Annotated in this window: 14 protein-coding genes; all 14 read right to left on the reverse strand. The window is 47.4% G+C overall.

The window, feature by feature from the left end; translation table 11 throughout:
• Positions 1-5: 5 nt before the first annotated feature.
• On the reverse strand, positions 6-674 hold the full coding sequence (locus K2G41_RS03845; RefSeq protein WP_300114715.1) for a GDSL-type esterase/lipase family protein: 669 nt from the start codon (positions 672-674) through the stop codon (positions 6-8).
• 174 nt (positions 675-848) lie between these two features.
• Entirely contained in the window at positions 849-2,609 is a 1,761-nt protein-coding gene (locus tag K2G41_RS03850) for a RagB/SusD family nutrient uptake outer membrane protein (protein ID WP_300114718.1), read from the reverse strand.
• A gap of 11 nt (positions 2,610-2,620) precedes the next feature.
• Positions 2,621-5,782 carry a SusC/RagA family TonB-linked outer membrane protein gene (locus K2G41_RS03855; RefSeq protein ID WP_300114721.1) on the reverse strand — a complete coding sequence of 1,054 codons (3,162 nt, stop codon included), beginning with the start codon at positions 5,780-5,782 and terminating at the stop codon, positions 2,621-2,623.
• Between the two features lie 35 nt (positions 5,783-5,817).
• On the reverse strand, positions 5,818-7,698 hold the full coding sequence (locus K2G41_RS03860; protein WP_300114724.1) for a RagB/SusD family nutrient uptake outer membrane protein: 1,881 nt from the start codon (positions 7,696-7,698) through the stop codon (positions 5,818-5,820).
• An 11-nt stretch (positions 7,699-7,709) separates the two neighbouring features.
• Positions 7,710-10,979 (reverse strand): TonB-dependent receptor, encoded by a 3,270-nt coding sequence (locus K2G41_RS03865; RefSeq protein ID WP_300114727.1) that lies wholly within the window; start codon positions 10,977-10,979, stop codon positions 7,710-7,712.
• 174 nt (positions 10,980-11,153) lie between these two features.
• Entirely contained in the window at positions 11,154-15,245 is a 4,092-nt protein-coding gene (locus tag K2G41_RS03870; RefSeq protein ID WP_300114730.1) for a hybrid sensor histidine kinase/response regulator transcription factor, read from the reverse strand.
• A 287-nt stretch (positions 15,246-15,532) separates the two neighbouring features.
• Positions 15,533-16,597, reverse strand: coding sequence for a glycoside hydrolase family 43 protein (locus K2G41_RS03875; protein ID WP_366145387.1), 1,065 nt, complete (start codon positions 16,595-16,597; stop codon positions 15,533-15,535).
• A 419-nt stretch (positions 16,598-17,016) separates the two neighbouring features.
• The gene (locus tag K2G41_RS03880) at positions 17,017-17,832 is read right to left on the reverse strand and encodes a carboxymuconolactone decarboxylase family protein (RefSeq protein WP_300114733.1); all 816 of its coding nucleotides are present in this window, start codon (positions 17,830-17,832) and stop codon (positions 17,017-17,019) included.
• Positions 17,829-18,524 carry a flavodoxin gene (locus tag K2G41_RS03885; protein WP_300114735.1) on the reverse strand — a complete coding sequence of 232 codons (696 nt, stop codon included), beginning with the start codon at positions 18,522-18,524 and terminating at the stop codon, positions 17,829-17,831. The genes K2G41_RS03880 and K2G41_RS03885 overlap by 4 nt, the downstream gene beginning before the upstream one ends.
• Positions 18,525-18,568: 44 nt before the next feature.
• The gene (locus K2G41_RS03890; RefSeq protein WP_300114738.1) at positions 18,569-19,717 is read right to left on the reverse strand and encodes an aldo/keto reductase; all 1,149 of its coding nucleotides are present in this window, start codon (positions 19,715-19,717) and stop codon (positions 18,569-18,571) included.
• Positions 19,717-20,283: a DapH/DapD/GlmU-related protein gene (locus tag K2G41_RS03895; RefSeq protein ID WP_300114741.1), complete on the reverse strand. Its 567-nt coding sequence runs from the start codon at positions 20,281-20,283 to the stop codon at positions 19,717-19,719. Before K2G41_RS03895 ends, K2G41_RS03890 begins: the two co-directional genes overlap by 1 nt.
• Positions 20,284-20,373: 90 nt before the next feature.
• Complete coding sequence (locus K2G41_RS03900) at positions 20,374-21,195, reverse strand: AraC family transcriptional regulator (RefSeq protein ID WP_300114744.1); 822 nt, start codon at positions 21,193-21,195, stop codon at positions 20,374-20,376.
• Between the two features lie 330 nt (positions 21,196-21,525).
• A complete protein-coding gene (locus tag K2G41_RS03905; protein ID WP_300114747.1) occupies positions 21,526-23,178 on the reverse strand; it encodes a leucine-rich repeat domain-containing protein in 1,653 nt (550 codons plus the stop codon).
• A 381-nt stretch (positions 23,179-23,559) separates the two neighbouring features.
• Entirely contained in the window at positions 23,560-26,772 is a 3,213-nt protein-coding gene (gene carB, locus K2G41_RS03910) for a carbamoyl-phosphate synthase (glutamine-hydrolyzing) large subunit (protein ID WP_300114802.1), read from the reverse strand.
• Between the last annotated feature and the right edge of the window lie 59 nt (positions 26,773-26,831).

Below are 26,831 nucleotides of genomic sequence, written 5' to 3' on the forward strand. Positions count from 1 at the left end.
ATTGGTTATTCAGTTATATAAGGCATTATAGTGTCGCGCCACAACATGTAGCCGTCGGCCATGAGATGAAGGCCGTCATTTGTATAGGCAAGATTCATTCGGTCGGTGCCGGGATTGCAGAAACGGCTGTAAAGGTCGATGAACGGCACTCCGCGTTTCTTGCACAATGATTCCAGCTTTGAATTGTATTCTTTTATCTGTTCGCTCTTATCCATGTGACCCCAGAAGATGTTATATGTATCGTTGATGGGAAGTATGCTTTGGACATAGAGACGTGTTGAGGGAGAAAGAGAGGCTGTACGGTCAATAATTTGGGTCATAACGGATATCACCGAGTCAGGTGATGCGCCGTTGGCGATATCGTTGACACCTATCATGAGGAATACTTTTGCAGGCCTTCCCTTGAGAGTCGATTGGAGGCGATCACGTACACCGCGCGATGTGTCGCCGTTTATGCCGCGGTTCTTGATGTGGGGATTCGAGAAAAGTTCACACCACTCACATCCGTTGGTGATACTGTTGCCGAGGAAAATGATGTCATCGGAATCAGCCGGGAGACGGTCAAAAAGCGAGACACGCTGATAATAATACTCAGAGTGCTTGTTCTGTGCCGTTGCAGGAATCACCCATGAAATAGTGAGAAGCAGGAGAAGTCTGTAAAGGTATGTCATCATTGAATCGTAATGGTTGGAAAGATAGCAGTGCCGAAGCCGGGCTATCGAAACTCCGGCACTGCTATACACGAATCCTAAATCAATTAACCTTAAATATATTTCACTTACTTATTGGAAATTCACAAAAGAGAAGTCATTTTTCCATATCGGGAAATTCTATCCTTTCTGCGTTACTTATTCCCATCCGGGATTTTGGTGACGCACACCGGAAAGCGAGAGGATACGGACGACCTCGTTGCCCGGTATCGGGGACAGAAGATATTTGCTGTCGTGACAATTACGGGTATTATCAACGACGATGCGCTCGAAGCGGGCTTTCCCGTCACTTCCCTCCGTCACCTTCATGCCGGTAATTACCGAGAAGTTGCTGTCAAGCACTTTCCAACGGCGTACGTCGTAGTAACGCTGTTCCTCGAACGCAAACTCCACACGACGCTCGTTGCGGACACGCTTGATGAATTCATCACGGCTCAGGCCTTCGATCTCAGGCATGTTAACACGTGCCCGGACTTCATTGACAGCCGCATACGCTTCAGCGGGAACATTGGCGTTGGCTTCAGCGGCAGCCTCGGCATAGTTGAGGAGGATCTCTGCAAAACGGAACTGACGGAAATACCCGTCGGCATTGTTGTTGAGATCAGATGCGAAGTTGTTATACTTACGCAGGTAATAACCTGTCGGCGAGTGCTTCTTGTCTTGCTTGGTAAGGTCAATGCTTTCTGCACCATCCTCACTGGTGTTAATGATACTTGTCGCAGAGTCGAGAGCACGCTTCCCACCATGATAATATATGGTAGATGCCAGACGTGGATCACGGTTTGCATATGGGTTCTGCTCATCATAGAGTGTAGCCTCTGGATTGATGATGGGCTGTAGGTGCGACGCATCACTGTAGCCGAGGATAGGCTGAACGCCGTCTATTGTCTCATACATATCCACAAGTTCCTGTGAGGGGCATGTACCCGCACTGATTGAACCGGTCACTGAGGGCAGACCGCTTGAGACCCAGACCGACATCTGATCACGGGTCTCAAGGATTGTTTCCTTATCCGTGACACGTGCGCCGTCAGGACGAGCGATGAAATATGAATCATACGCACTGATATTCTGATTGGCGGCACCGGCTCTCGTGAAGAGAGTGAAACCATTGTCACGGAGAGCATCGAGACAAGCCTTGGTGATATCAGCAGCCTCACTCCATGAGATAGAGCCGTCACTATAGAGCGGACTTGCGGCATAAAGGGCGGTCTGTGACTTCACGGCGTATGCGACAGCCTTGGTCATCATGCCGCGCAGAGCCTCGTTGCTACCTGAATTCCAAGGAAGAGATTCACATTCCAGAGCCGCATCACAGTCAGCGAAAATCTGACGGGCAATGGCACTGAAATTCTTGAACTCAGCCGATCCGAAATCGAAATCCGCATCGTATGACTTAGTTGTATAAGGAATCTCATTGTAACGCTTTGCCAGTTCCAGAGAGTAGAGCGCACGGAGGATGAGACACTGTGCTTTCCATGACTCACGATCTTCCTGCTGATTCACTTTAGCGGTCTCGATATTTTCAAGGAATGTGTTGCACTGGTTCAGACCCTTGAAATATTCGCTCCAGCAACCAGCATTGACACCTGACTCCACAGGGAAATTATATGCCGTGGAGACTCCGCGCCAGTAAAGTGCAGATGAACTGTTGTCAATCGAGTTTGCATCATACGCATCGTCAGTGAATGCCGACAGGAACGCATCGTTGCCGTACCAGTTACCCTTTCTCTGCTGTTGCAGATGGCTGTAGCAGAGGTTAAGGTAGCTGAAAGTCTTCTTGTCAGTTTCAAAAAGCTCGCTCTTGTCAACGCGACCATCCGGATTATATTCGGGCGAACATGCGGCCATAGAGCCTAAGAGCGCGCTTGCGATTATTATATTTTTGATGAGTTTCATTCTACTAAATTTTAAAAGGTTACATTCACGCCGAGATTATATGTGCGATAGATGGGATAGGATGAAGCGTTGTAAGCTTCAACATCGAAATCCTTGAATTTACGCTTGTCGAACGTCAGGAGGTTCATACCGTTGAAGTAGAAACGGACACCCTGCAGAGTGGCTTTCCGACAGATCTTGGAGGGAAGGCTGTATCCGAATTCAAGAGTCTTCAGACGCATATAATTGCGTTTGGTAACGAAGAATGAGTTAGCCTGAAGGCTGGTTGAAGTGGTCGATGTCAGTGCAGGGTAAGTAATTTCCGCACCTGTTGCGTAACGTTCGGGGGTGTAAGCATGCAGATGAATGTCAGCGTATGTTCCGCGGGCTTCATTCTCCATTGCTCCGAGGCCGGAGGTGTAGAACGTACGTCCGGACGCACCTTGGAAAAGCACATAGAGATCAAATCCACGCCATTGGGCCGCCGCATCAAAACCGTAGTTGAATGTGGGGATATCTGTGCCTGAGAATGGTGCGAGGTCCTTGTCATTGATGTAACCGTCATTGTTAAGGTCAACATAGCGGAAATCACCTACGCGCGGACTCTGGCCTTCGAAGATAGGACCGTCGGCGATCTCCTCAAGGCTGTTGTAGAAACCACGACCCTGAGAGTAGTCGATGAGATAGCCCCAAGTCGTGCCTATGGAATGACCCTCAGTACGGAGGCCGTAAGCATACCCGGCTTCCGTGCGGTCAAGCTCACCTACACTCTCAACTTTGTTCTTGGCATAACCGCCACGTGCGCCTACTGAAAGAGTCCAGTCCTTGGTAAGCTGCTTGCGGAAAGTCACGTCGAAGTCAAAACCATTGTTGTGCATCTTGCCGAAGTTGACGTAAGGGAGGTTATTGCGGTCAGTACCTGAGAAATCAGGGAAGAGCTGTGACTGAACCACCATGTCATTGGTACGTTCGCGGAAGTAGTCGAAATGAAGAGTGATGCAGTTACCGAGACCGAGGTCGATACCATAGTTCTGCTTGTGGACTTTCTCCCATTCGATGGCGGGATTACCCAGCAGACCTTCGGATGCCATAGCACCGTAGTAGGGCGACTGGCTGAGATAGCCGCCTCCACCTACATAGTAATCGTCCATGTAGAGGAATCGACGACCGCCTGCGACATTGTCATTACCGACGAGACCGTAGGACGCACGCAGTTTAAGCATGGTCAACCAGTGTGACATACCGGTGTTGCCATAGAAATGTTCGTTTGAAATAACCCATGAACCGGATACCGATGGGAAGAAACCCCAGCGGGTCTTATTGGGTGCGGAACAGAATGCATCACTGCCGCTGTAAGCTCCGTCAAACTGCACATAGTAACGACGATCAAAACCGTACTGTGCATGAAGCGAAATATTGGTTCGGCTATAGGGAAGCATTCCCTGAGCGTCGAAGTTCTGCTTCTGATAATCCTGATAGAAGTAGCTTGCGAGCGCATCAACAGAGTGGACGCGGTTAAACACACGGTTATAACCGAGCGAGCCCATGAAGTTGAGATAGTAATACTGCTCGCTGCCCTTGCTCATGGAAAGCGGGGTATTGACATTTGTGCCGTACTCGGTGAATACCGGCAGTCCGGCGGCCTCTGATGCGTCAGAGTCAAAGATGTAACGCTGATAGTCCGTATTACCGTAGGTGGTTTCGGCATAGCGCGCCTCATAACCGAGAAGACCTTTTGCACTAAGTCCCTTGGTGATGAAGTCAAGGCCCCAGTCAAGATTGAGAGCCACGTTGACCGTCGTACGGGTTGAATTGCGGTTACCGCTCTTGTTGAGGCGACCGTAGATAGGATTCATATTGTAGTCCGAAGCTACGATACCCTTGTCGTAAGGCACGATCTCCCCTTCATCATTGATAATATCGGTAGTAAAAGGACCGAATTCCAAAGCCGGTGTGCGGAGCATTGTACCGATGAAATCATCGCTGTTGGCACCGTTCTGGTTGTCAATGATCACATTGGTGTTAAGGCTGGCCTTGAAGTTGGAGAAGACGTTGACCTGAAGGTTGCTGGTGACATTGAAGCGGTTGAGATAGAATTCAGGATTGTATTTATCCTGCTTTTCAGTCTTGAAAATACTTGTCTGGCGCATATAGGATGCGTTCAGGAAGTAGAGCACTCGCTGATTACCACCGGTGATATTCACATTGTAACGCTGCATTGTGGCATTATCGTTGGTGTACATGTCATACCAGCGGTTGTTGGGATAGAGCGGATTGTTACCCTCGCGGTAGCGGTCGATCTGATCCTGAGAGTACAGGAGGCCGAGCCCGTCGTTGAGAAGCGACCAGTCACGCAGTGTGGCATACTGCCATGAGTTCATGACGGTGGGGAGCACTGTGGCCTGCTGAATTGCAAACTCAGCTGATACATTGATGTTAGTCCGGCCCTGACGCCCCTGCTTTGTATTGACGAGGAGAGCACCGTTGGCACCCTGCTGACCGTAAAGAGCCATTGAGGATGCATCCTTGAGGAGCACGATATCCTCGATTGAATAGGGATCGATGAGATTGAGGTCAGTAGTTGGCGAAGGAACACCGTTGAGCACGATCAGGGGATCATTGCCGTTGACCGAACGGCGACCGCGTACAAAAAGCGTAGCACCGTCAGCGTTCAGGTCACTCGTACCTGAGATGAATGCCAGACCTGAGAGCTGACCGGCAAGGCGCGGAGTAGTGCCCGCGGCGGGCATGCGCAGGAGAGCATCGCCGCTTACAGTCGATACTGCACCCGTGAGAGCTTCCTCTGTGGTACGGATTCCCTGTGCGAGGACAAGCACCTTGCTCATGTCATGGGCATCAGGGGTCATGTGATAGACATTTTCTTCATTCAGATTCACATCGACGGTGACTGTCGAGTAACCTATGAACTGAAGAGTGACCACATTGAAGCCCTTAGGTGCGTTGATTGTAAAGTTACCGTCAACATTGGTGATGCCTTGGATAGTGGTATCCACCACCTTTACCGTCACGCCTGCCAACGGCTCGTTGTTTTCATTGAGTACCCTACCGATGAGCGCGACGCTATTCTGATCGTCGAGCTGAGTTGTCTCAATCGGCATGGCAACGGCCGCTACAGGGGTTGCTGCGCAAAGCATCCCAAGCACCAGATATTTAGTTATTATAAATGTTTTCATGATTGACTGTGAGTAGTTAATGGTAAATAACTGGATTACCAGCCGGGATTCTGCCACTTATCGCCGGTGATCGATTCAAACAGCGAAGCCTCATTGAGAGGGATAGGATATCTCTTGTACTTTGACACGTAGCACTTGCGGGTAGGACGCAGATCTTCCGACTCATTCTGGTTCAGGAGAATACGCTCATAGGAATAATGATCGAGATCAGTGGTATTACCGACATCCCAACGCAGGATGTTCATGCCTGTCGAATACTTGACATCCTGAATGTCCTCATCGGGAAGACACCAGCGGATCTGGTCAAAATAACGGTTCTCCTCGTATGCAAGCTCCACCTGACGCTCATGACGCACGAGCAGACGAGCCTGATTCTTATCAGAAGTCTTGAGATCGACAGAGGGATCGAAGCCTGCACGATGACGGATATCATTGATTGCCTTCAGACCTTCATCAATATGGCCGGCCTCTATGGCAGCCTCCGCAAAGTCGAGCATGACTCCACCGAGACGGTAATACCTAGTGCCTCCGTCGCCTTCCTCACCGGTAAGTGAACCGTATGAGTCAATCGGGAGATGCTTCAGACGATAATAACCTGTAGCGGTATATTTCATATCGCCTACCTTTATGCGGTCAGCTCCGTCCTGACGGCGTCGGCTACCTGCCCTATGTTCAGGATCATAAGTGAAGATATTGGCAACCTTACCTCCACGCTGAGCACCATTGTAGAGCACTGTCGCATAGAACCGTTTGTCACGACCTTCATAAGGCTTAGCGGGGTCATATCCTGATCCTTCGTTATAATTAGGCTGCAGATGTGTCTCGTCGAGATAAGGCTGCTCAAGATTCAGGACACTCTTGCCGGTTGAAATCATATCGTAGGCATCCACAAGTTCCTGTGTCGGACACAGACCTGCACAGTAAGCGTAATCGCCATAGGAAGGAAGAGCATTGAAATAACTCATATTGGTACCCTGTCCGGTGAACTGGAAGATTGTCTCACGGTCACGTGGATTGGTAGAGAGATCCTGCTGGAGCGCAAAAAATTCCTGATAAGGATTGTCGCCGTAATTGGCGGGATCATGAACAGTAGCATAGAGCTCATATCCGTTATTGATAAGCTTATTATAGCTGTCCTTACATACATCATAAGCCCATTCCCACATATCTTCGCCCTCATTGTTGAGGGGGCTGGCGGCAAACAGGGCTGCCTCCGCCTTGATCGCACATGCCATTGCCTTGTTCATGCGCATCTTATAGTTAGGATTGGTCCAGCGCCAAGGAAGTGACTCGCATGCGATGGCATCGTTGCAATCCTCAATGATAGCCTCGGCGTTCTCACGATAGGTGCCGCGACCGAGCGATGCGAAGTCATAGTCAAGAGCGAACACCTCCTTGACCACGGGCAGAGGTCCGTGAAGCTTGATCAGTTCATTCATGAAGAATGCACGGAGAATTTTAGCCTCGGCTTCCCAGACAGCGCGGTCGCTTTCGGTGGTAAGAGCAGCGGTAGGGAGATACTTTAGAAATTCATTGATCGTACGGATCTGCCCCCAATAGCGTTCCCAGTACATGGCATCGAAACCACCTACGTGACCGATGCTCCAACGCCAGTCATTATCCGCCGTAGTTCTGCCTTCATAGCAGTCATTGACAGCGAAACTGGCAGCATTGACAAATGCCTCATCCGACAGGGGAATACGGGCATTCGTCCAGAAATATACGCCTCGCATACCTCGGCGGGGAAGATGATTGAAGCAGGTCTTGAACGCTGCCGCAGTGCCCTTCGGGTCTTGAAATGCTTCTTCAATTGGCAGACGGCCGTCAGGCGTGACATCGAGAGAATCATTACATGATGTCACTGAGATTCCGGCCAATGCCACACCGAAAATTAAGGATTTATGTAGTAATTTCATAGTGTGAATTATCAGAAAGTAACGTTAATACCGAAGTTATATACTCGCATCGTAGGATACTGCATTGCTGCCTGCTCGATGTCATAGACAGAGGTGCGCTGCTTGTCCCACGTAATGAGGTTGTTGCCATTGGCATAGATGCGGATGCTTTCGGCATGAAGGGGACGTGTGATCGAAGCGGGGAATGAATAACCGATCTCAAGGTTCTTCAGACGGAGGAATGAACCGTCCATGACGTAGAAGTCATTGGTAACGTGGCTCGTGCTACCTCCGGCTGATGACAGACGCGGCCATGTGATCTTTTCGCCGGCTTCGTAGCGTTCCTGTGACCAGCGGCCAAGCTGCTGGGAATAGACGCCACCGCCCTGACCATGCTCCTCGAAGATACCCCAGCCCTGACGATTGACCGAATAGTCAGCCACGCCTGAGAAGAGGCATGAAAGGTCAAATCCTTTCCAGTTTGCCGAGAAGTTAAAGCCATAGGTGATTCCGGGGAATGCTGTGGATTTGCCCACCGGCGCGAGGTCCTTGGTATCGATAACTCCGTCATCATTAAGATCCTGATAAACGAAGTCACCGGGACGGGGTACGCCAATCTCATAGGTAGGATAATTATCTATCACGTCCTGTGAATTGAAGAAGCCTGAACCGTCAAGTCCGAGCTCGGGATTAACCTCATAGTTTATCAGATAGCCCCACTGCTGTCCGTAGCTAAAGCCAGTGGTGCGATATTGGTAAGCATATTCCTCACCAAGGGGCACTTCGTCAAACTTCGTAATCTTATTCTTTGTACGGGAGAAGTTGGCTCCTACACTGAACGCGAAATCTTTTCCGATAGCCTGACGCCACTGAGCTGAAAGTTCATAGCCCTTATTCTCCATCTCACCCATGTTGACCTTAGGCAAAATGCCGCCGGTAAGACCCTGAAGTACAGGGATAGTGTTACGGCTGATGAGCATGTGGTCACGGTTCTCCCAGAACACATCGGCTGTCAAAGTCAGGTGATTGAAGAGCGTGAGATCAAGACCGGCATTGGTCTTTGTGGCAACTTCCCATGTGATGTCGGGGTTACCGATGCCAAGATACTGAAGGTTGTAACCATTGCCGATGCCGAGCGAAGGCATGTCGTAGATACCGTTCTCACGTGAATCCCAGTAAGCGCCGGTGCCGTTGATACCGATGTTATCCATGAAGAGGAAACGTGCGCCACCGATGTTGTCGTTACCGACCTTACCCCATGAACCACGCAGTTTGAAATTGCTGACAGTCTGGGCAAGCGAACTCCAGAATTTTTCATTGCTGACAACCCAGCCTGCCGAGAATGCGGGGAAGAAACCGAAACGTTTCTTGGGTGAGAACTGCTCGGAACCGTTGTAGCCCATGTTGAATTCAAGTAGGTAGCGTGAATCGTAGGCATACTGGAAACGGCCTGAGAGACCTATCACGTTGTAAGGAAGCACTCCGTCACCGCCGGTCGCCTCTGTACGGCGATAGTCACGCTGCAGGAGGAGCATAGCACCAACATCATGGAGGTTATTGAAGGTACGGTTATAGTTGAGGTACCACTGGAGGTTGACAAAGTAACTTGTGAATGTGCTTTTGCTCAGGCCAAGCTGGCCGTCCTCAGGGTTATTCGCATCGGTAAGTTTCCACACATAAGTTTCAGGGTCACCTTGTGATCTGTCAAGATAATATGTGACATAGCTCTTCTCAGCTCTTTGATAAGAATTACCCTTTGATTCGAACGACACGAGTCCGCGAGTAGTAAGACCGGGCGTCATGAACGAGAGATCGAGGTTGAGATTTGCGATCGCATTAACTCCGGCGCGGGTCTGCTTCTCATAGCCGCTTCGGATGAGGTTACCGTAAGGGCTGGGGTCATTTCGGCCATTCTCATCAACGACGAGCATACCGGGAGTCATCTCGGACTGTGCGCCATTGTACTCGAAGGGATATGGATTATCTTCGGGTGTCAGAGGGCCGGGAGTGGTCGGGCGCATAACATAACCCCACGGATAAATGTTGTCACCGGCACGGGCAGGCTTGTTGACCTTCTCGATGTAGCTTGAGATGTCAAGACTCGCCTTGAGGTAACGGCTGATCTGATGGTCGATATTCGAACGGAAGTTGTAACGGTTAAGGTTAGTATTGGCATCATAACCCACCTTATCCTTGGAGGGGACATTGAACATACCGCCCTGATGAACGTAACCTACAGAAACGAAGTACTGTGTAGCTTCCGATCCACCGTTCATAACCACATTGGCACGCGTCTGGGGAGCGTAGTCCTTGAAAAGGACGTCCATCCAGTTCGTGTTGGGGTGACCTACGGGGTCAGTCGGAGTACCCGTGAGCCATGACTGATAGGCCGCGAGGTCAGCATCCGAGTAGTAACGGTTGTCAGTCGAGACAATACCGTCGTTGCGCAGACCTTCGTTTTTAAGAAGTGCGAATGTATAGGAATCAAGGGTCTCCTCGCGGTGTGCCATCTCCTGAATGGAATATTCGAAAGATGCCGACACTTCAAGCTTACCCTTCTGACCACGCTTGGTTGTAATCAGGATGACACCGTTGGCACCACGCACACCGAACACGGCAGTTGCGGATGCGTCCTTCAGCACCGATATGCTCTCGACCTCACGAGGATCGATCACACGCATGTTGTCACGGGGAACACCGTCAACGAGAACGAGGGGAGCAGTACCGTTGACAGTACCTGCACCGCGAAGCCAGAATGTAACGTCGTCCGCACCCGGCTCACCTGATTGGACTGTCGTGGCCAGACCGGGGATACGGCCTGTGAGTGACTGCTGGATATTAGCGACGGGAGTCTTGAGCACCTCGTCACCCTTAATACCACCTACGGCACCGGTAAGGGTGGTCTTTTTCTGAGTACCGTAGCCCACCACTACGACCTCATCAAGCACATCGGCATCAACGTCAAGGACAATCTTGAGGTGTTGGCCCGCGGCAACTTCTACAGGTTTGTAGCCGACATAGGAGATCTGAAGTTTCGAGCCAGCAGGAACGGAGAAAGAGAACTGTCCGTCAATATCGGTGGAAACACCTGTCGTGGTTCCTACTACAAGCACCGTAGCTCCGATAAGAGGCTCGCCGGATGTATCCTCAACAACTCCGGACGCAGTAACTTGTCCCACCGTAGCCTTCGCTTGAGGCTCAGGTATAGCCGTGGCACTCGCAACTGTACTCATGGCTAATGACACGCCAAGCAGCAGTCGGGGGACGGATATGCCTTTTACGATTAGATTTAAAGCATACATTGGTTTACTAATATTTAGTTGTGTTATGAATGGTTTTACAGCAAGGTTTTTGCCATAACCGGATACGTTTTATCCCCATGGCAACGTCACAAAATTAGCTTATAGCCAATTATGCACAGGGAACAATTCTGCCAAATGATGCAACAATCCTTCCAGTGGCATTTTAAAGGCACTCTACTCCGATTTCGTTTCAGAGCCCTCTGCCCTCTTGGTGCGGGAGCGATCTTTTTCCACGATTTTAGCCAGAAAATCCTTCGGGCTGACACCGAACTGAGCAAGAAAACACTTGCTGAAATATGACGGTGTGTTGAACCCTACCATATACCCCACGGTCGAGACCTGATACTGCCCGGAGGCCAGCAACTCGGCCGCCTTCTTCAGTCTGTAGAGACGCACATAGTCATTGGGGATCATGGAGATTTCACTGCGGATCTTACGGTGAAGACCGCTTCGGCTCATGTGCAGCTCATTGGCGAGCATATCTATGTCAAATTCATTGTCGGCGATATGCGCTTCGATAATCCGGTCAACTTCCTTCACAAAACCATCATTGGCATTGACATCCTTGGACTCCTTGTAGGGTAACCATGACTTATCCATATATTCCTGACGGATTCTCGAACGCGAAGCAAATATGTTCTGAATCTGCGTGCGCAGCAGTCCGATAGAGAACGGCTTGGACATATAGGCATCCGCACCGACATCAAGCCCCTTCATATGAACCATCTCACCTGACACGGCTGTAAGGAGTATGATGCTCACGTTATTCCATTTGTTCTTGGACCTTATGACCTCACAAAGCTGCATGCCGTCCATTTCAGGCATAAGCACATCTGTAATGACCATATCGACGTCCTGATTATCAAGCACGCCAAGTGCCACTTTGCCGTTCTCAGCCGACATCACATTATATTCCGTCCGCAATTTTTTCACTAAAAATTCACGCAGCTCGGCATTGTCTTCTACCACGAGTATGGTTTTGAGCGCACCTGTAGGTTTTTCAGACTCGGAACCGACCAGCATACCTACGGTATCGCCGGCGGTCGAGACCTCTTCGTCCGACGGTTCATCATAGGCCTTGTCATTTTCACTGCTATCCGTCACCATGCTGCTGTCGCCGAGCGGCAATTCAACGGTAAACACACAGCCCGACGGCTCATTGTCCGTCACCTCTACCCTACCTTTCAGCAATTCCACAAGTCTGCTGACTATCGCAAGACCCAAGCCGGAACCGGTCACAGGAAGATTTTCCATAGTAGCGGTGGTATAGAACGGAGTAAATATTTTCTCTTTCTGTCCTGCAGGGATGCCTTTACCGTTATCCGTCACGGTAATTGCAAAAATGCGCCCCGAATCAGCCACCTTTAGACCGATCTTTATGGTGTCACGCGTATATTTTACGGCGTTAAACATAAGATTGCTCAATATCTTGGTGATCGCTTCCTTGTCGCTGTAAACCACAAGGGATTCCGCAGGCAGGTCAAGCATGATATTCACTCCGCGCCGGCGCGCAAGCAGGCCGAAGCGACTGCGGATGCCCGCAATAAGAGCGTTCATGTCCACGGCCGAGAAACTCAGGGTTGACATGTGAGGAATCTGACGGAAATCAAGCAGTTGATTGACAAGTGTCATCAAACGCGACGTATTGTCTCGCATGACATCCACCGCCTCATTGAACTCACGATCATCCGGATACATATCCTTTATGTCCTCAAGCGGAGCATTGATCAGGCTGAGCGGAGTGCGGATCTCATGAGCGATATTGGTGAAGAAGCTCAGCTGAGTCTCGTAATACTCATGCTGTTTCTCATTCTCATATTTCATCTGTGCGAGCATGCGCCGACGTTCCTGCCGGGCCTTGACAACAGTGTAGGTCCAATATATCAACGTTAAGCCCAGCAGAATATAGATGACGTAGGCCATATTGCTGCGGTAAATCGGAGGATGGATCTCAAAGTCAATCGAAGTAATGTCGGGATTCCACATACCGTCACTGTTTGAGCCTCTCACCTCGAATGTGTATTTGCCCGACGACAGATTCCTGTAGATCGCGCTGTGCGGATCATCCGTATAGACCCAATCATGATCCACACCTTTAAGCCTGAAGGCATACCTGTTTTTAGACGGATCAATATAGCTGAGAGCCACGAAGTCAAACGACACCGACGCTACATCGTAAAAATCAAGTTTTGTGTCTCCGTATTTACCGGCCACTGAATTTTCATCATGCGTGCCATCGTGACGCGTACAGTCATAGCGCGTTATCATCACCGGAGGCACGTAAGTATTACGATCGATATGGCCGGGATTGAAAATATTGATTCCATCGATACCCCCAAAGCAGAGCGAACCATCACCCAGACGAAGAGAGGATTTGTAGTTGAACTGCGAACCGAACATTCCGTCTCCATACTTATAGGCACATATAGAATCGTTGTCAGGATAGAAGCAGGAGAGTCCGGCGTTAGAACTCAGCCACAACGCGCCACTGCGGTCAGGCACGATACCATAAATCACATTGTTCGGAAGTCCGTCCTTTTCCATATATGTGGTGAAGGTTTCATCCGTGCGGTTGAATCGGGAGAGACCACCACCTTCAGTTCCGACCCATATCACCCCGCGATCATCCATGCACAGGCTGATGATCTTGTCGGACATGAGCGTGGTTTGATCCGCCGGATTATGAAGATAATTGTACCATTTGCCCGAACGTGTATCAAACGTAAAGACACCGCTGCCGTTGGTGGCAACCCACATCAGACCTTCATTATCCTCGATTATGTCATAGACAAAGGCCGTGGGGGGAAATTTTGTAACACGGATGAACCGCCGTGACGCCCTGTCATATTTCAACAGTCCGAAGATTCCGCCAACATATATATCGTTGTCGCGCGTCCGGAAAATAGTATATATAGGACCGACATCCAGTCCGTCGGTGTGATCCGCGGTCCTTTCGACCTTACAATTTGTCACATTCACAATATCTATCGTACCCTTGAGATTGCCAACCCACAGGTGATCTCCTTCAAGCATCAATGCATGGAGATTATAATGTGAGAGTTTTGGCTCGTTGATAAATTTCATATTACGGTTATATCTATCGAAATAGACAAGTCCCCTATCCTCGGTGGCTACCCACAGATTGCGTTTCTTATCCTCGATCATCTTACCTGCCACCGAACTGGCAGGACTACGATCGATATCCGACAGACGGTAGTGAATGAAATTACGCGCATGGCTATGAGTATAGTTTACACCGGCGAAATATCCGCCCACCCATAATCCACCTTCTCTATCAGACAGTATTGAATAGACAGCATCTTTGACCTGCAGACGTGTATTTATACCTGAAAGCTGAATTTCGCTGCACTTTCCGGTCACTGTATTATACTGAAACAGGCCCGAATTGCCACCCAGCAGAAAGACTCCCGGATCTGTCTCGTGAATAGCCCTTACGGCCACGCATATATCCTGAGATATTTCAGTGGTGAAAGTCTCATCACGGCGATTCATACTGAGCAGTCCCCTGCCCCATGTTCCGATCCAGAAACGATGTGAGGAATCCTCATATATATCATATATATCATTGTCGATTCCGGCGCTATCGGAGTTAAAACACTTGAAACAACGACGCGACGCATCATAACGGCAGAGACCGCCGCCAAGAGTGCCGACCCAGATTGTCCCGTATGAATCAAGATAGAGTTTCCATACGCGGTCAGACTTCAAAGCTCCCTCCTTACCTGTGGCACGGTAATTACTCCACTTACCATTGTCATAGACATAGACTCCCTGCCCGAATGTTCCTATCCATATCCGGCCTTCGCGGTCAGCGGTAATGGCATTGATCGCCACCTGCCTGTCATTTTCAGTTCCCGGAAGGCTTACATTAGCAAATGTCTCCTCGTCAGGATCATACTTAAACAGACCGTTATCCGTGCCAACGAGGATAATATGATCAGCCTTTTCGTAGAGTGCGCGGACAAAGTTATTGCCCAAGCTGGTATTATCATCCGGGGTGTTTCTGAAGACCCTGAAATGACATCCGTCAAAACGGTTCAGGCCATCCCTTGTGCCGAACCACACAAAACCGTTATGATCCTGCAGAGAGCACCATATTGTATTTTGCGACAATCCATCCTCCACTCTGTATATTCTAAACTGATAGTCGTCCATACCCTTCATCTCTACTCCTGTCATAAACATCAGCAGGATTACAATGAAGAAATTTGGGAACTTCAGCACACGTTCAAATTTTGCACTCATATACCAAATTTATGTTAATGCAAAATTAAAATCTTACTTGATTATATACTATTATAAACTGCGCATTTACTACAACAATTCTGTCAAAGGTAACATTTTTGTCACTGCCAATTCACTGGTGGCAATATCCTCGCACAAGCTACAGGCCTTTAGCTCTGAACATTACTCTCATTTAACAGAATATTCAGTCATTTATACGACAATAAAACAATGAAAGCCTGTGACACAATAATGTCACAGGCTCAATCGCCCCGCCCAACACAAATGTCAACTATAGCTTAGTCGTATTACTTATACCTATTTACTCTCGGTGCTGAGCATTCAGTTTCCGACGGATAATCACCCACTACTCTCGGCCATCCGTCACGATACTCTATCGGATCAATCATCAGCACACGTTTATCTTCTGACTTATTGTATTTATGAATTACACGATCGGACCGATCTATCGCATGATACATAATCCAATCCCGACCATCGTCATCGGTGATAATGGAGTTATGTCCGCATGCCATCCATCTGGCACCCTCGGCCAGAATTGGACAGCCGTCATCACGGCCATCACAATAGACTTCAAACGGACCTGTAGGATTCTTGGATCGCGCCACCATCACTGCATAGTGGGCACGCTCACCGCAACAATTGTCACCGGAATAAAACAGATAATAATAACCGTCGCGGTAAATCACCCATGATCCTTCAACAAGGAATCCGTAACCCGGCCCGAAAGCCTTGATGAGTTCAATCCCCGGAGTGTCGTCTTTAAAACTGATCATGTCATCGGCAAGCTCTTTAACTTTTAAAGGTTTGAATCCCGATCCCCAATAAAGGAAATTTTTCCCGCTCACCGGATCATTGAATACCATCGGATCTATATTATCAAAACCATCACCGGAAATCAAGGGTGAACCCGAATCAATAAACGGACCTACGGGGTTATCGGAGACAGCCACTGCGAGACAGAGTCCCAAATCAGTTCCTGTCTTGACTTCAGCATCCGGCTCAGCTGAATAATACATATAATACTTATTCTCATGACGAGTCACATGAGGTGCCCAGAAATTCTGAGTTGAGTGAGCCCATTTAGGTTTCTTGGGCAATGCATCTCCAAGATGTGTCCAGTTAATTAAATCATACGAACGGAGCACCTGTATATTACACATTATACTATCTGCATCTATTCCCTGAGTGGCATAAACATAAAAAGCCCCATCATCAGCACGGATTACCGCCGGATCAGCAGTGGGCATTGGCCACACAGGATTCTCATATAATGGTGTTACATTCTCTGCATTGACCGTAATGCCGCCGGTAAACATAAAGATCCCAATTAAATAGTAGAACAGTTTCATATCAAATAGAAGCGAAGTTTAACTGCTGCAAAAATATCATTCCTCAACTACATCAAATGCCACAATACCGCCATAATTTTGCAAAATTCTCTATTTTCCACTCACTGACTGCTTATCCGCATAAATCAGGCCTCACACCGTGCAGTAGTGAAAGATCCAATGTCAACAACACGCGGACTGATGGTCAATAACAGAAAAACGTACTAACTTCATTCATGCAGCTCGTAGAGTGCACTGAAAAACAACGGTGAGTTTAAATTCATTGAACGACATCCATTAACGAATAAATGTATCCGTACATGTCCTAAAGGCGTGTTCGCATCCTTGAAATAAAGATATGGCTGTGTCAAAATCAACTGATTTGATTTTGACACAGCATCAACCCGGAATTTATTCATTCTGACACAGCCATAGCTCGTTTACTCAATTGAAAGATACTGCTCGTCAGTCACAGGTTCGAGCCATACGTTTTCGGACTCTTCTCCGGGAACAGCAAATGCCAAGTGCGCGAACCATGAATCTTTGGCGGCTCCATGCCAATGCTTGACATTGGCCGGAATATGAATCACTGTACCGGGTAGAATCTCTACTGCCGGTTTCCCTTCCTCCTGATACCAGCCACGACCTGCAACACCAACAAGCATCTGCCCTCCCCCATTTTCTGCCTTGTGGATATGCCAGTTGTTGCGGCATCCGGGTTCAAAGGTGACATTCGCGAACGGGATCTGGGAGTCTGAAATCTGAGCAAGATAGCTGTTGCCGATGAAATACTTCTCGTATGCGGTGTTTGGCTCTCCAATCGGAAATATCATCTGACGTTGAAAAGCAGCTTTCGCATCATCGCCTTTGATATCATCGTTCCATACATCTTTGGCAAGACGGAAGGCTGCCCATGCTTTGGGCCAACCTGCATAAAATGCGACATGGGTAATTATCTCAGCCACCTCTATTCGGGTGATACCGTTTTTCTTTGCCTCCTGAAGATGATAGGTGAGCGAACTGTCGGTGATACCCTGTGAAATAAGGGAAGTTATCGTGACCATGCTACGGTCGCGCAGGGAAAGAAGATCATTTCTACTCCATACCTCTCCAAAGAGTATGTCGTCATTGAGACGGGCAAACTCAGGAGCAAACTCGCCGAGCGCATCGCGTCCGGCAGTCTGAACTATTTTTGTCTGTGCCATAAGGTTGAAAATGAAGGTTATGCTCATTAGCATTATTATTAATCGTTTCATCGTGATATGTAAGTTTTATTTCCATTTATTATATATATTCCATCGTGCAGTGAGTCAATGGATTTGGATTTATACATGAGCTGTCTTCCTGATAAAGTATAGACTGTGAAATCTGCTGCTACATCGTTGCTTACGCGATTAATTCCGGAGGTCAACTTCTCATAGTCAATTTCCCTCAGCCAGTTTTCAAGCATGGATGAGGCATTTGAGATCTGGGAACTACGAATCCAGAGACTGGGACTCAGGAAATTTCCATCAGGGATAAGGCGTTTCATATCAGCCTCAACTCCGCGTATACCGCTACTTGCACTCGATACAATCAATCCTATATTCTTTCCTACCATTTTCTTACCGTTGTGAAAAAGATAGGTTTGTAATGGAGCTGCCATCTGACTCCACCACAGAGGCGCCGCTATGATTATGGTGTCGTATTCATCGAGATTCACATTCACAGAGTCAATTGTAGGATATGAGGAACTGTCGGCAGGATTATTCTTTATAGCTCCGATCTGTGCACTTCCTATTGCGTAGTTGTTGGCCGCATAGTCAAGACCTTTCTCCGTTGGTTCTATTTCTACTACTTTCGCTTCTATCTGCCGGTTGAGTTCGTTGACTATCTTCTCGACATTATTGGTGTAGCTGTAATATATTATCAGTGTTTTCGCATTGATTGACAAGCAACCAATCATCATTACTAAAATAAAAACGATTCTCTTCATATATGCTTGCGTTTTTTCTAAAATCCTACTTGCTTTTGTTGTTCTGCATTGTAGCGGTCCCCTACTACGGGTATTTGTGCTACTGCGAGTTCTAATTCTTTCCATTCTTCGGGCGACACTTCGAAATCCAATGTCCTGAGGTTTTCCTCCAGATGCGATAGCTTTGTCGTACCGGGTATCGGAACTATGAACGGTTCTTTCTGCAGTAGCCAGCCAAGAGCAACCTGCGAGGAGGTCATACCACGTTCACGTCCGAAGTTCTGCAACACGTTTACTATTCTTGTGTTCGCCCTCATCGCCTCAGGCTGAAACCGTGGAAGTGTGTGCCGGTTATCGTTATTGCTGTCGAATACGGTGTATTCATTTATGCAACCGCCAAGGAAACCACGGTTGAGCGGACTATAAGGCACGAATCCGATACCGAGATCCTTGCATACATCAAGCACACCGTTCTCCTCAACGAGCCTATGCATCAGGTGATATTCGCTTTGGATAGCGGTAAGCGGACATTCCGTATGAGCTTTACGGATTGTTTCGGGACTGACCTCACACATACCCCAATGAAGAACCTTTCCTTCTTTCATTAAATCACTGATTGTCCCGGCCACATCCTCTATCGGTGTATTGGGGTCAAACCTATGCTGATAGAACATCGGTATGCAATCTGTATTCAATCGACGCAGGGAATCTTCACAGTAACGACGAATCGTTGCAGGGCTACTGTCCTGACGCCCCGTACCTTTTCCATTGATAACCTCATGGCCGAATTTTGTGGTGACATTGATTTTTCTGCGAAACTCAGACAAGGCTTCACCAGCAAGAATCTCATTCGTCAGCGGGCCATAGATGATTGCAGTGTCAAAAAGCGTTATACCTCTGTCTATAGCCTCATGCAGAAGACGGATGCACTGTTTTTTGTCCGGATGTTGCGAACGGTTGTAGGTCATACCCATTACACCGAATCCGAGAGCCGATACATCGAAAGCGGCCTTACCCGAACCAAGCGTACGGACAGGAAGGCTTCCGGACATAGGTTTACCGTCTTTCTGCTCAACGAGTTTGGTAGCAGCCTGCACTTTATTATAGGTGGGTTCCAATGCCATCGCACCCATAGTCAATCCAAGAGTCTTAATGAATCCTCTTCGGCTAAACTTATTTCCGCTCATTACAGCTCGATTTTCTTGATTACACGTGCAGGATTTCCGGCAACAATTGTCATCGGAGGAACATCGTGTGTAACCACACTCTGCGCTCCGACAATCGCACCATAACCGATTCTGACACCGGGTAGAATCGTAGAGTTTATACCGATCCATACTTTATCCTCGATAACGATAGGACGGCCGTAAGTCGCACTGCGGTTGTCGGGATTCACATCATGGTTGATGGTGATAAGGTTACACTTCGGACCGATGAAGACCCCGTTGCCAATAGTAATCTGACCGCGTCCGAAGAACGTGCAGCATTGCTGAATGAAGCAGCCTTCTCCAATGGTTACTGGTTTGCCATAGTCTATATAGAACGGAGGAAGGACCGTTGTGCTTTCGGGAAGCGGCTTGCCAAGAATCTCTCCCATCAGCTCGTGTACGCGTTTCTGATCGCGGACGCTTACGGTAGAAAGTTCCTGAGCAGTTTCCATACAGGAAAAAATGTCGTCAATCAGGAGTTCATATCCCGGCTCATTGGGTGATATGACCTCACCGTTACGGTCTCTTTCAAATATATTTTCCATACCTTGATTGTTTAATTATTATGATGCAAAATTACTTCTAAAAAAATAGCTCCGCTTTGTTGCGAGGCTCATACTGTTTTGTCAGGAAGTTCAAATTGCAGAAAGTGTTGGTGCGATACCGTACATTTCTTTGTAGAGTTTTGAGAAATGCGAAAGGTTCTTGAATCCGACATCGGAACATATCTCCGATACCTTCTTCCCACCTTTAAGGATCAGATCGCGGGCAGCTTCCAGCCTACGGCGTATCAGCCATTTCTGAGGAGTCAGCTCGCTTACTTTCTTGAAATCCCTTTTGAAAGTCGCAAGGCTACGTCCGGTATAATATGCCATTTCCTCCATGGATAGTTCATTCATATAGTTCTTCTCCATGAAATCGACAATATCTATCTTCCAAGGTTCTATGAAATCAAAAAGCGAAGCATAGAGGTTTACATCTGTCTTCAGGATAGCCCGCATACCCTCGGTCATCTTCATCCTAAGAATGTCATCGTCTGGTTTTACCCCTGCATCAAAATAAGGGACTAATGACTCAAAAAGACTTCTGACATCCAGACGATTGGAAGGAAATTTTATAAGGCTCACCTTCTCCCTCTTTGAGTCGGACGGTATCTCGCGGTGATTTATATTATGATAAAATTCCTTTAAGAAATTGCGTGAGAATTTCATGACCACAGAACGGTAAGGCTTGTTTTCTGAAGCCCGTTTCTGTAGCCACATTCTGTTGTCACGGCGCATGAAAGCACAATCTCCCGGATGCAGGATTGTCTTTTTTCCACCATCAGTGATCTCCAACTCTCCGGAGAGAATATATATGAGTGTATGTTCGCGGTTACAGTGGGCGCAACCGCGGTCATCCGTGAAAAAGCTCGCAATGAAAACATTTGAGCAATCAAAAACTTCAAGTTTTTCCATATCAAGAGGTTTACGCTGCAAAATTAGTATATAATATCAAGAAACACTTTGTTGACAAGCTCAATTTCGACATATTTATGATATTGTCATATCTGTGGCAGCTTACTCGATCGACATCTGTCGCTTTCTGATAGAACTTTCGAAATTTCCTATCACTTCTGAGAGATATATGAGATTTTTGTTGCAATTTCTACAACTGCAGCAATCCATAACTTAGAATGATTACCATTATAAAATATATAAAATACCCTCCATTATTGATGAAGCAACAAAGGAGTCAGGCATTTCGTCTGACTCCTTTGTGATGAGTTGAAGAGATAGGTCCGGGAGTTATCTCACTATCCAATTGTGATTCTTGGTATTCCAATTATTAGATCCTTTGAACGCATTGGCTATGTCGGTCGAAGAAACATATATATTGATGGATGGAGTAGTAGATGCAGACCCACCAAATACAGGCTGGTTTCCACCCGGGATTCCGGTACACATTGTCAGATCCATTTCTTTTAACGACGGGCAGTTACGGAAAGCATTGTTCCCAACCTTGCTCAAAGGACCGAGAACAACAGTCGTAAGATCAGGACAATCCTCAACAGCATCTACATCAATGGTTGTCACTGATGGAGCATTAAGTTCGGTGATACCACTGCGATACAAGGAGAGTTCGCCCAATTCGGTTAGACTTGACGGTATTGTTATACTCTTTAGATTCTGACAATCAATGAATGCGCCTTTTGATATAGCCGTCAATCCCTCCGGTAATATTATGGATGTTAGAGCCAACATTGGATTGATCGGTGTCTGATCATAGATATCCTCATCATCAATGGAGAATGCATATTCAGGCATCGATGTAAAGGAAGCCTTACTCAGATCAAGGGCGATACGTTTGCTCTCCCCTGCTCCGTTAGTTGAAAAATAGTCACGGAATACCAAGAAATCCGCATCTTTCATCTCTCCGGTAATCTTCAGAGTAGTGGCATCTCCTATTCCATCCAGCATTGATGATGTAAGACGGACTGAGGAAGAGAGTGCTATTTCAAAAACATCTGATGAGGGCGTATTGATATCGTCACCATCGTTACCTGTCGATGGTAATGAGTCATCCCCCTCCCATCCGGTATCTACAGAAACCAAAAAGCTTTGTGACACTAAGGATAGTCCCTTGAAAGCACCTTCAACTATCGTGCGTCTGTTTGCCTTCAGCGGAACATAGGAGATCCTTTTTTTACTTGATTCCGTATCTCCGTCAGGAGTATATTCCAAATTGATATTGTCAATCATCAAGGATGTCTTCTCGGAATTAGGAGCAAGCATATAGGTTGATATCAAGTCACCGCTCCGATTTGATGCATCAGCGATAAATTTAATTGAAACCGGAGTTTTAGTAGAAGTTTTCTTATACTCTCCTGTTATGGCTGAATACGTGCAATCCTCCCTGTCAAACGCAATCGAAACCCTGTCATTCACATCCAGCACATCACTTTCACGTATGATCAGCTTGCCGACCGCATGTGTCAGTACCACTTGTTTTGAATTTCCATCCGGAGAAAAATTATCAATCTGATATGAGAAAGCAATTCCGGGATTATTGACAAATTCACTTTTATACGTTATGACCTCCAACCCTTTATCCAGATCGATGTCATATTTCTCATCATCAGCCCAGAATGCGATAGCATAACTATGCGTCCTCCTGAGATCGATTTCAAAATTGAATGTTCCATTGCTGACTCTTTCCTCTTGAGCCTTTGACAGGATCTCGCCAGTAGTATTGTCCTTGACATACATGAATGCTCTTGTCGGTGACGGCTCGGCATTGTCTGTTCCGGCACGTGACATTTCACCTGTCGAAATGCTGAACGTCACACTCTCAAGAGGAGAATCCTCCACTACGTCCGGTTGTGGCTGATCTTCCGATTGTCCGCATGAAATGACTGTAAGTGATAGCAGAGACGCCATCAAAAGCTCTTTTGTTCTCATGGTTTGAATGAGGGGATTAAAATATTCTGTCGTTCCTTTCCCTTAACAACTCTGTATATGTAATAGTAATGAATAGACAGAATGTTAATTATTAAAAAATATTCAAGCTAATTATATAACTGCCATTACAAAATAGTCATTGCAAATAAGCATATAATTACAATAGTCAATATCCCACTATCACTCAAAGTCACTAATGTTCAAAGTGATAATGGCTTTTGAAGCAAATGTATGAATAATATCTCATATTGCAAGCAAATTATTTAATTTTTTTTAAATTTTTACGTATATTTCAATGCATATCGTAAAATGAAAAGAGGAACCAGCCTATTTTTAGACCGATTCCTCTTTTTTATAATCTACTTAATTCCGGAAATAGAATCAATATTCCTTCCAAGGAGTAATACCGATGTTCTCAGTGCCCTTGTTGATGAATGCCTTAACGTAGGCACTTGCAAGACGGGCGTTTGTGAGCAAGGGTATATTATGATCAATAGCCCAGCGACGGATACGGTAACCGTTGGTCAACTCGCGTTTCGTATGATTTTTCGGGATATTTATCACGAGATCAACCTTATGGTCAGCTATGAGATTGAGAATGTTTTCTCCCTCCTCATCAGGCCAGCATACTGAATCGCTCACCACACCATTGTCGTTGAGGAATGCAGCAGTTCCTTCAGTTGCATAGATCTTATAACCGTTTTCAGCAAGCATACGGCATGCCTCAAGCATATCCACCTTACCGCGGACATCACCGGAGCTGACAAGAACAGCATTCTTGGGGACATTATGTCCTACAGAGATCATGGCGTTGAGTAGAGCCTCATCGAAATCCTTGCCGAGACAACCGACCTCGCCGGTTGATGACATGTCCACGCCGAGGACGGGATCTGCCTTATGGAGACGTGCGAACGAGAACTGTGAAGCTTTCACACCAACGTAGTCAATGTCAAATGTCGAAGTATCGACAGCATCAACCTTCTCACCGAGCATGATGCGCGTCGCGGTCTCGATAAAGTTCTGTTTGAGCACCTTGCTGACGAAGGGGAAGGAGCGTGAAGCTCGCAGGTTACACTCGATTACCTTCACATAATTATCCTTTGCAAGATACTGAATGTTAAAAGGTCCTGAGATATTCAGCTCCTTGGCTATCTGCGCGCTGATGTGCTTGATACGACGTGCGGTGGCCATGTAAATTTTCTGTGCGGGGAACACAAGTGTGGCATCACCGGAGTGGACACCGGCAAATTCCACGTGCTCTGATATCGCAAACTCAACGATCTCACCATTACGGGCCACGGCATCAAACTCGATTTCCTTGGCATTCTGGAGGAATTCGGAAACGACCACAGGATACTCCTTCGACACCTTAGCTGCCTGTGAGAGGAAGCGGTGAAGCTGTTCATGATCATAGCATACGTTCATAGCTGCTCCGGAAAGCACATAGCTCGGACGGACAAGAACCGGGAAGCCTACTTCAGCGATAAAGCCGTCGATTTCCTCTGTAGTGGTCAGTTCCTTCCAGCGAGGCTGATCTATGCCGAGCTGATCAAGCATTGCCGAAAACTTGTGGCGGTTTTCGGCACGGTCAATGCTGATAGGTGAAGTTCCGAGCACGGGGACATGCTGACGGTAAAGCTTCATCGCAAGGTTATTGGGGATCTGTCCGCCGACGCTGACAATCACACCGCGGGGCATTTCAAGATCAAGGATATCCATCACACGCTCGAAGCTCAACTCATCGAAATAGAGACGGTCACACATGTCATAGTCAGTAGAAACAGTCTCAGGATTGTAGTTGATCATGATGGCCTTGTAACCGAGACGGCGGCAAGTGGTAGCAGCATTCACCGAGCACCAGTCAAACTCAACAGAGCTACCGATACGGTAAGCACCTGAACCGAGCACGACTATATTGTTGCCGGAGTTCATGTCGTAACGGATCGAGTTCTCATCAGCTCCGTATGTAACATAGAGATAGTTGGTGAGATCCGGATACTCGGAAGCCACAGTGTTGATACGGCGCACGCAGGGCACAATGTCGAGGCTCTTGCGGTGATTGCGTACACGCAGGATCTCATTTTCAAGATTGCCCTCAGGATTTTCAACAAAACGTGCGATCTGGAAATCTGAGAAGCCAAGACGCTTGGCTTCTTTAAGCACATCCTTCGGGAGATCCTCTATCTTGTTGTAACCTTCAAGAACTTTCTTGTATTTTACAATATTGTTGAGACGTTCGATAAACCATTTGTCGATTTTCGTCAGTTCCTCAATGCGCTCTATCGAATATCCCTCCTCAAGAGCCTGAGCTATGGCGAAAATACGCATATCCGTCGGGTGAGACAAGACTTTATCAAGATCATCGAAATGGATGTCATTGTTGCCGACAAATCCGTGCATGCCCTGCCCTATCATACGGAGACCCTTCTGAATGATCTCCTCGAACGATTTACCGATTGACATGATCTCACCGACAGACTTCATCGAACTTCCGATCTCACGATCCACACCGACGAATTTCGTAAGGTCCCAACGTGGGATCTTCACGATCATATAGTCAACGGAGGGTGCAACGTAAGCAGAGTTAGGTGTACCCATTTCACCGATCTGATCAAGAGTATAGCCTAATGCCAGTTTGGCTGCCACAAAAGCGAGGGGGTAACCGGATGCCTTCGATGCAAGAGCTGACGAACGGCTGAGACGCGCGTTGATCTCGATGATACGATAGTCATTGGTCTCGGCATTGAAAGCATACTGAATATTGCATTCACCGACGATTCCGATATGGCGCACAACCTTGGTGGCGATATCTTCGAGCATTTTGATCTGCTCTTTCGAGAGGGAAACAATCGGAGCTACTACAATCGACTCACCTGTATGGATTCCAAGCGGATCGAAGTTTTCCATCGGAACTACAGTGAAGCAGTGGTCATTGGCGTCGCGGATAACTTCAAACTCAATTTCTTTCCAGCCTTTCAGTGATTCTTCTACGAGAATCTGCTTTGAATAAGCGAGTGCGCTTTCGCAATGCGTACGGAATTCCTCATCGTTGGTACAGATACCAGAACCGAGACCACCAAGAGCGTAGCCAGAACGAACCATAACGGGATATCCGATACGGTGAGCCACCTCAACAGCGTCCTCTATGCTTTCAACAGCCTGTGAAACAGGTGTCTTGACATCTATTTCATTAAGCTTCTTTACAAAAAGGTCTCGGTCCTCGGTTATCATGATTGCTTCAACCGAAGTGCCGAGCACCTTCACGCCATATTTTTCGAGAGTTCCGTTAAGATAGAGCTCTGTTCCGCAATTGAGTGCAGTCTGACCACCAAAAGCAAGGAGAATACCGTCAGGACGTTCCTTTTTAATTACCTCTTCCACGAAATGGGGAGTGATCGGGAGGAAATAAACCTGATCAGCAACACCTTCTGATGTCTGGATTGTTGCGATATTGGGGTTTATCAGAACGGTGGAAATACCTTCCTCACGCAGTGCCTTGAGAGCCTGAGAACCGGAGTAGTCAAATTCGCCCGCTTGCCCGATTTTGAGGGCGCCGGAACCGAGTAGTAGTACCTTCTTCATAATGTGGTTTATCGGTTATGATAATGATTTTTCGAAAATGAGTATAATTTGCCCACAAAATTACATAAATT

Source organism: Duncaniella sp., from assembly GCF_029056165.1.
GTDB lineage: Bacteria > Bacteroidota > Bacteroidia > Bacteroidales > Muribaculaceae > Duncaniella.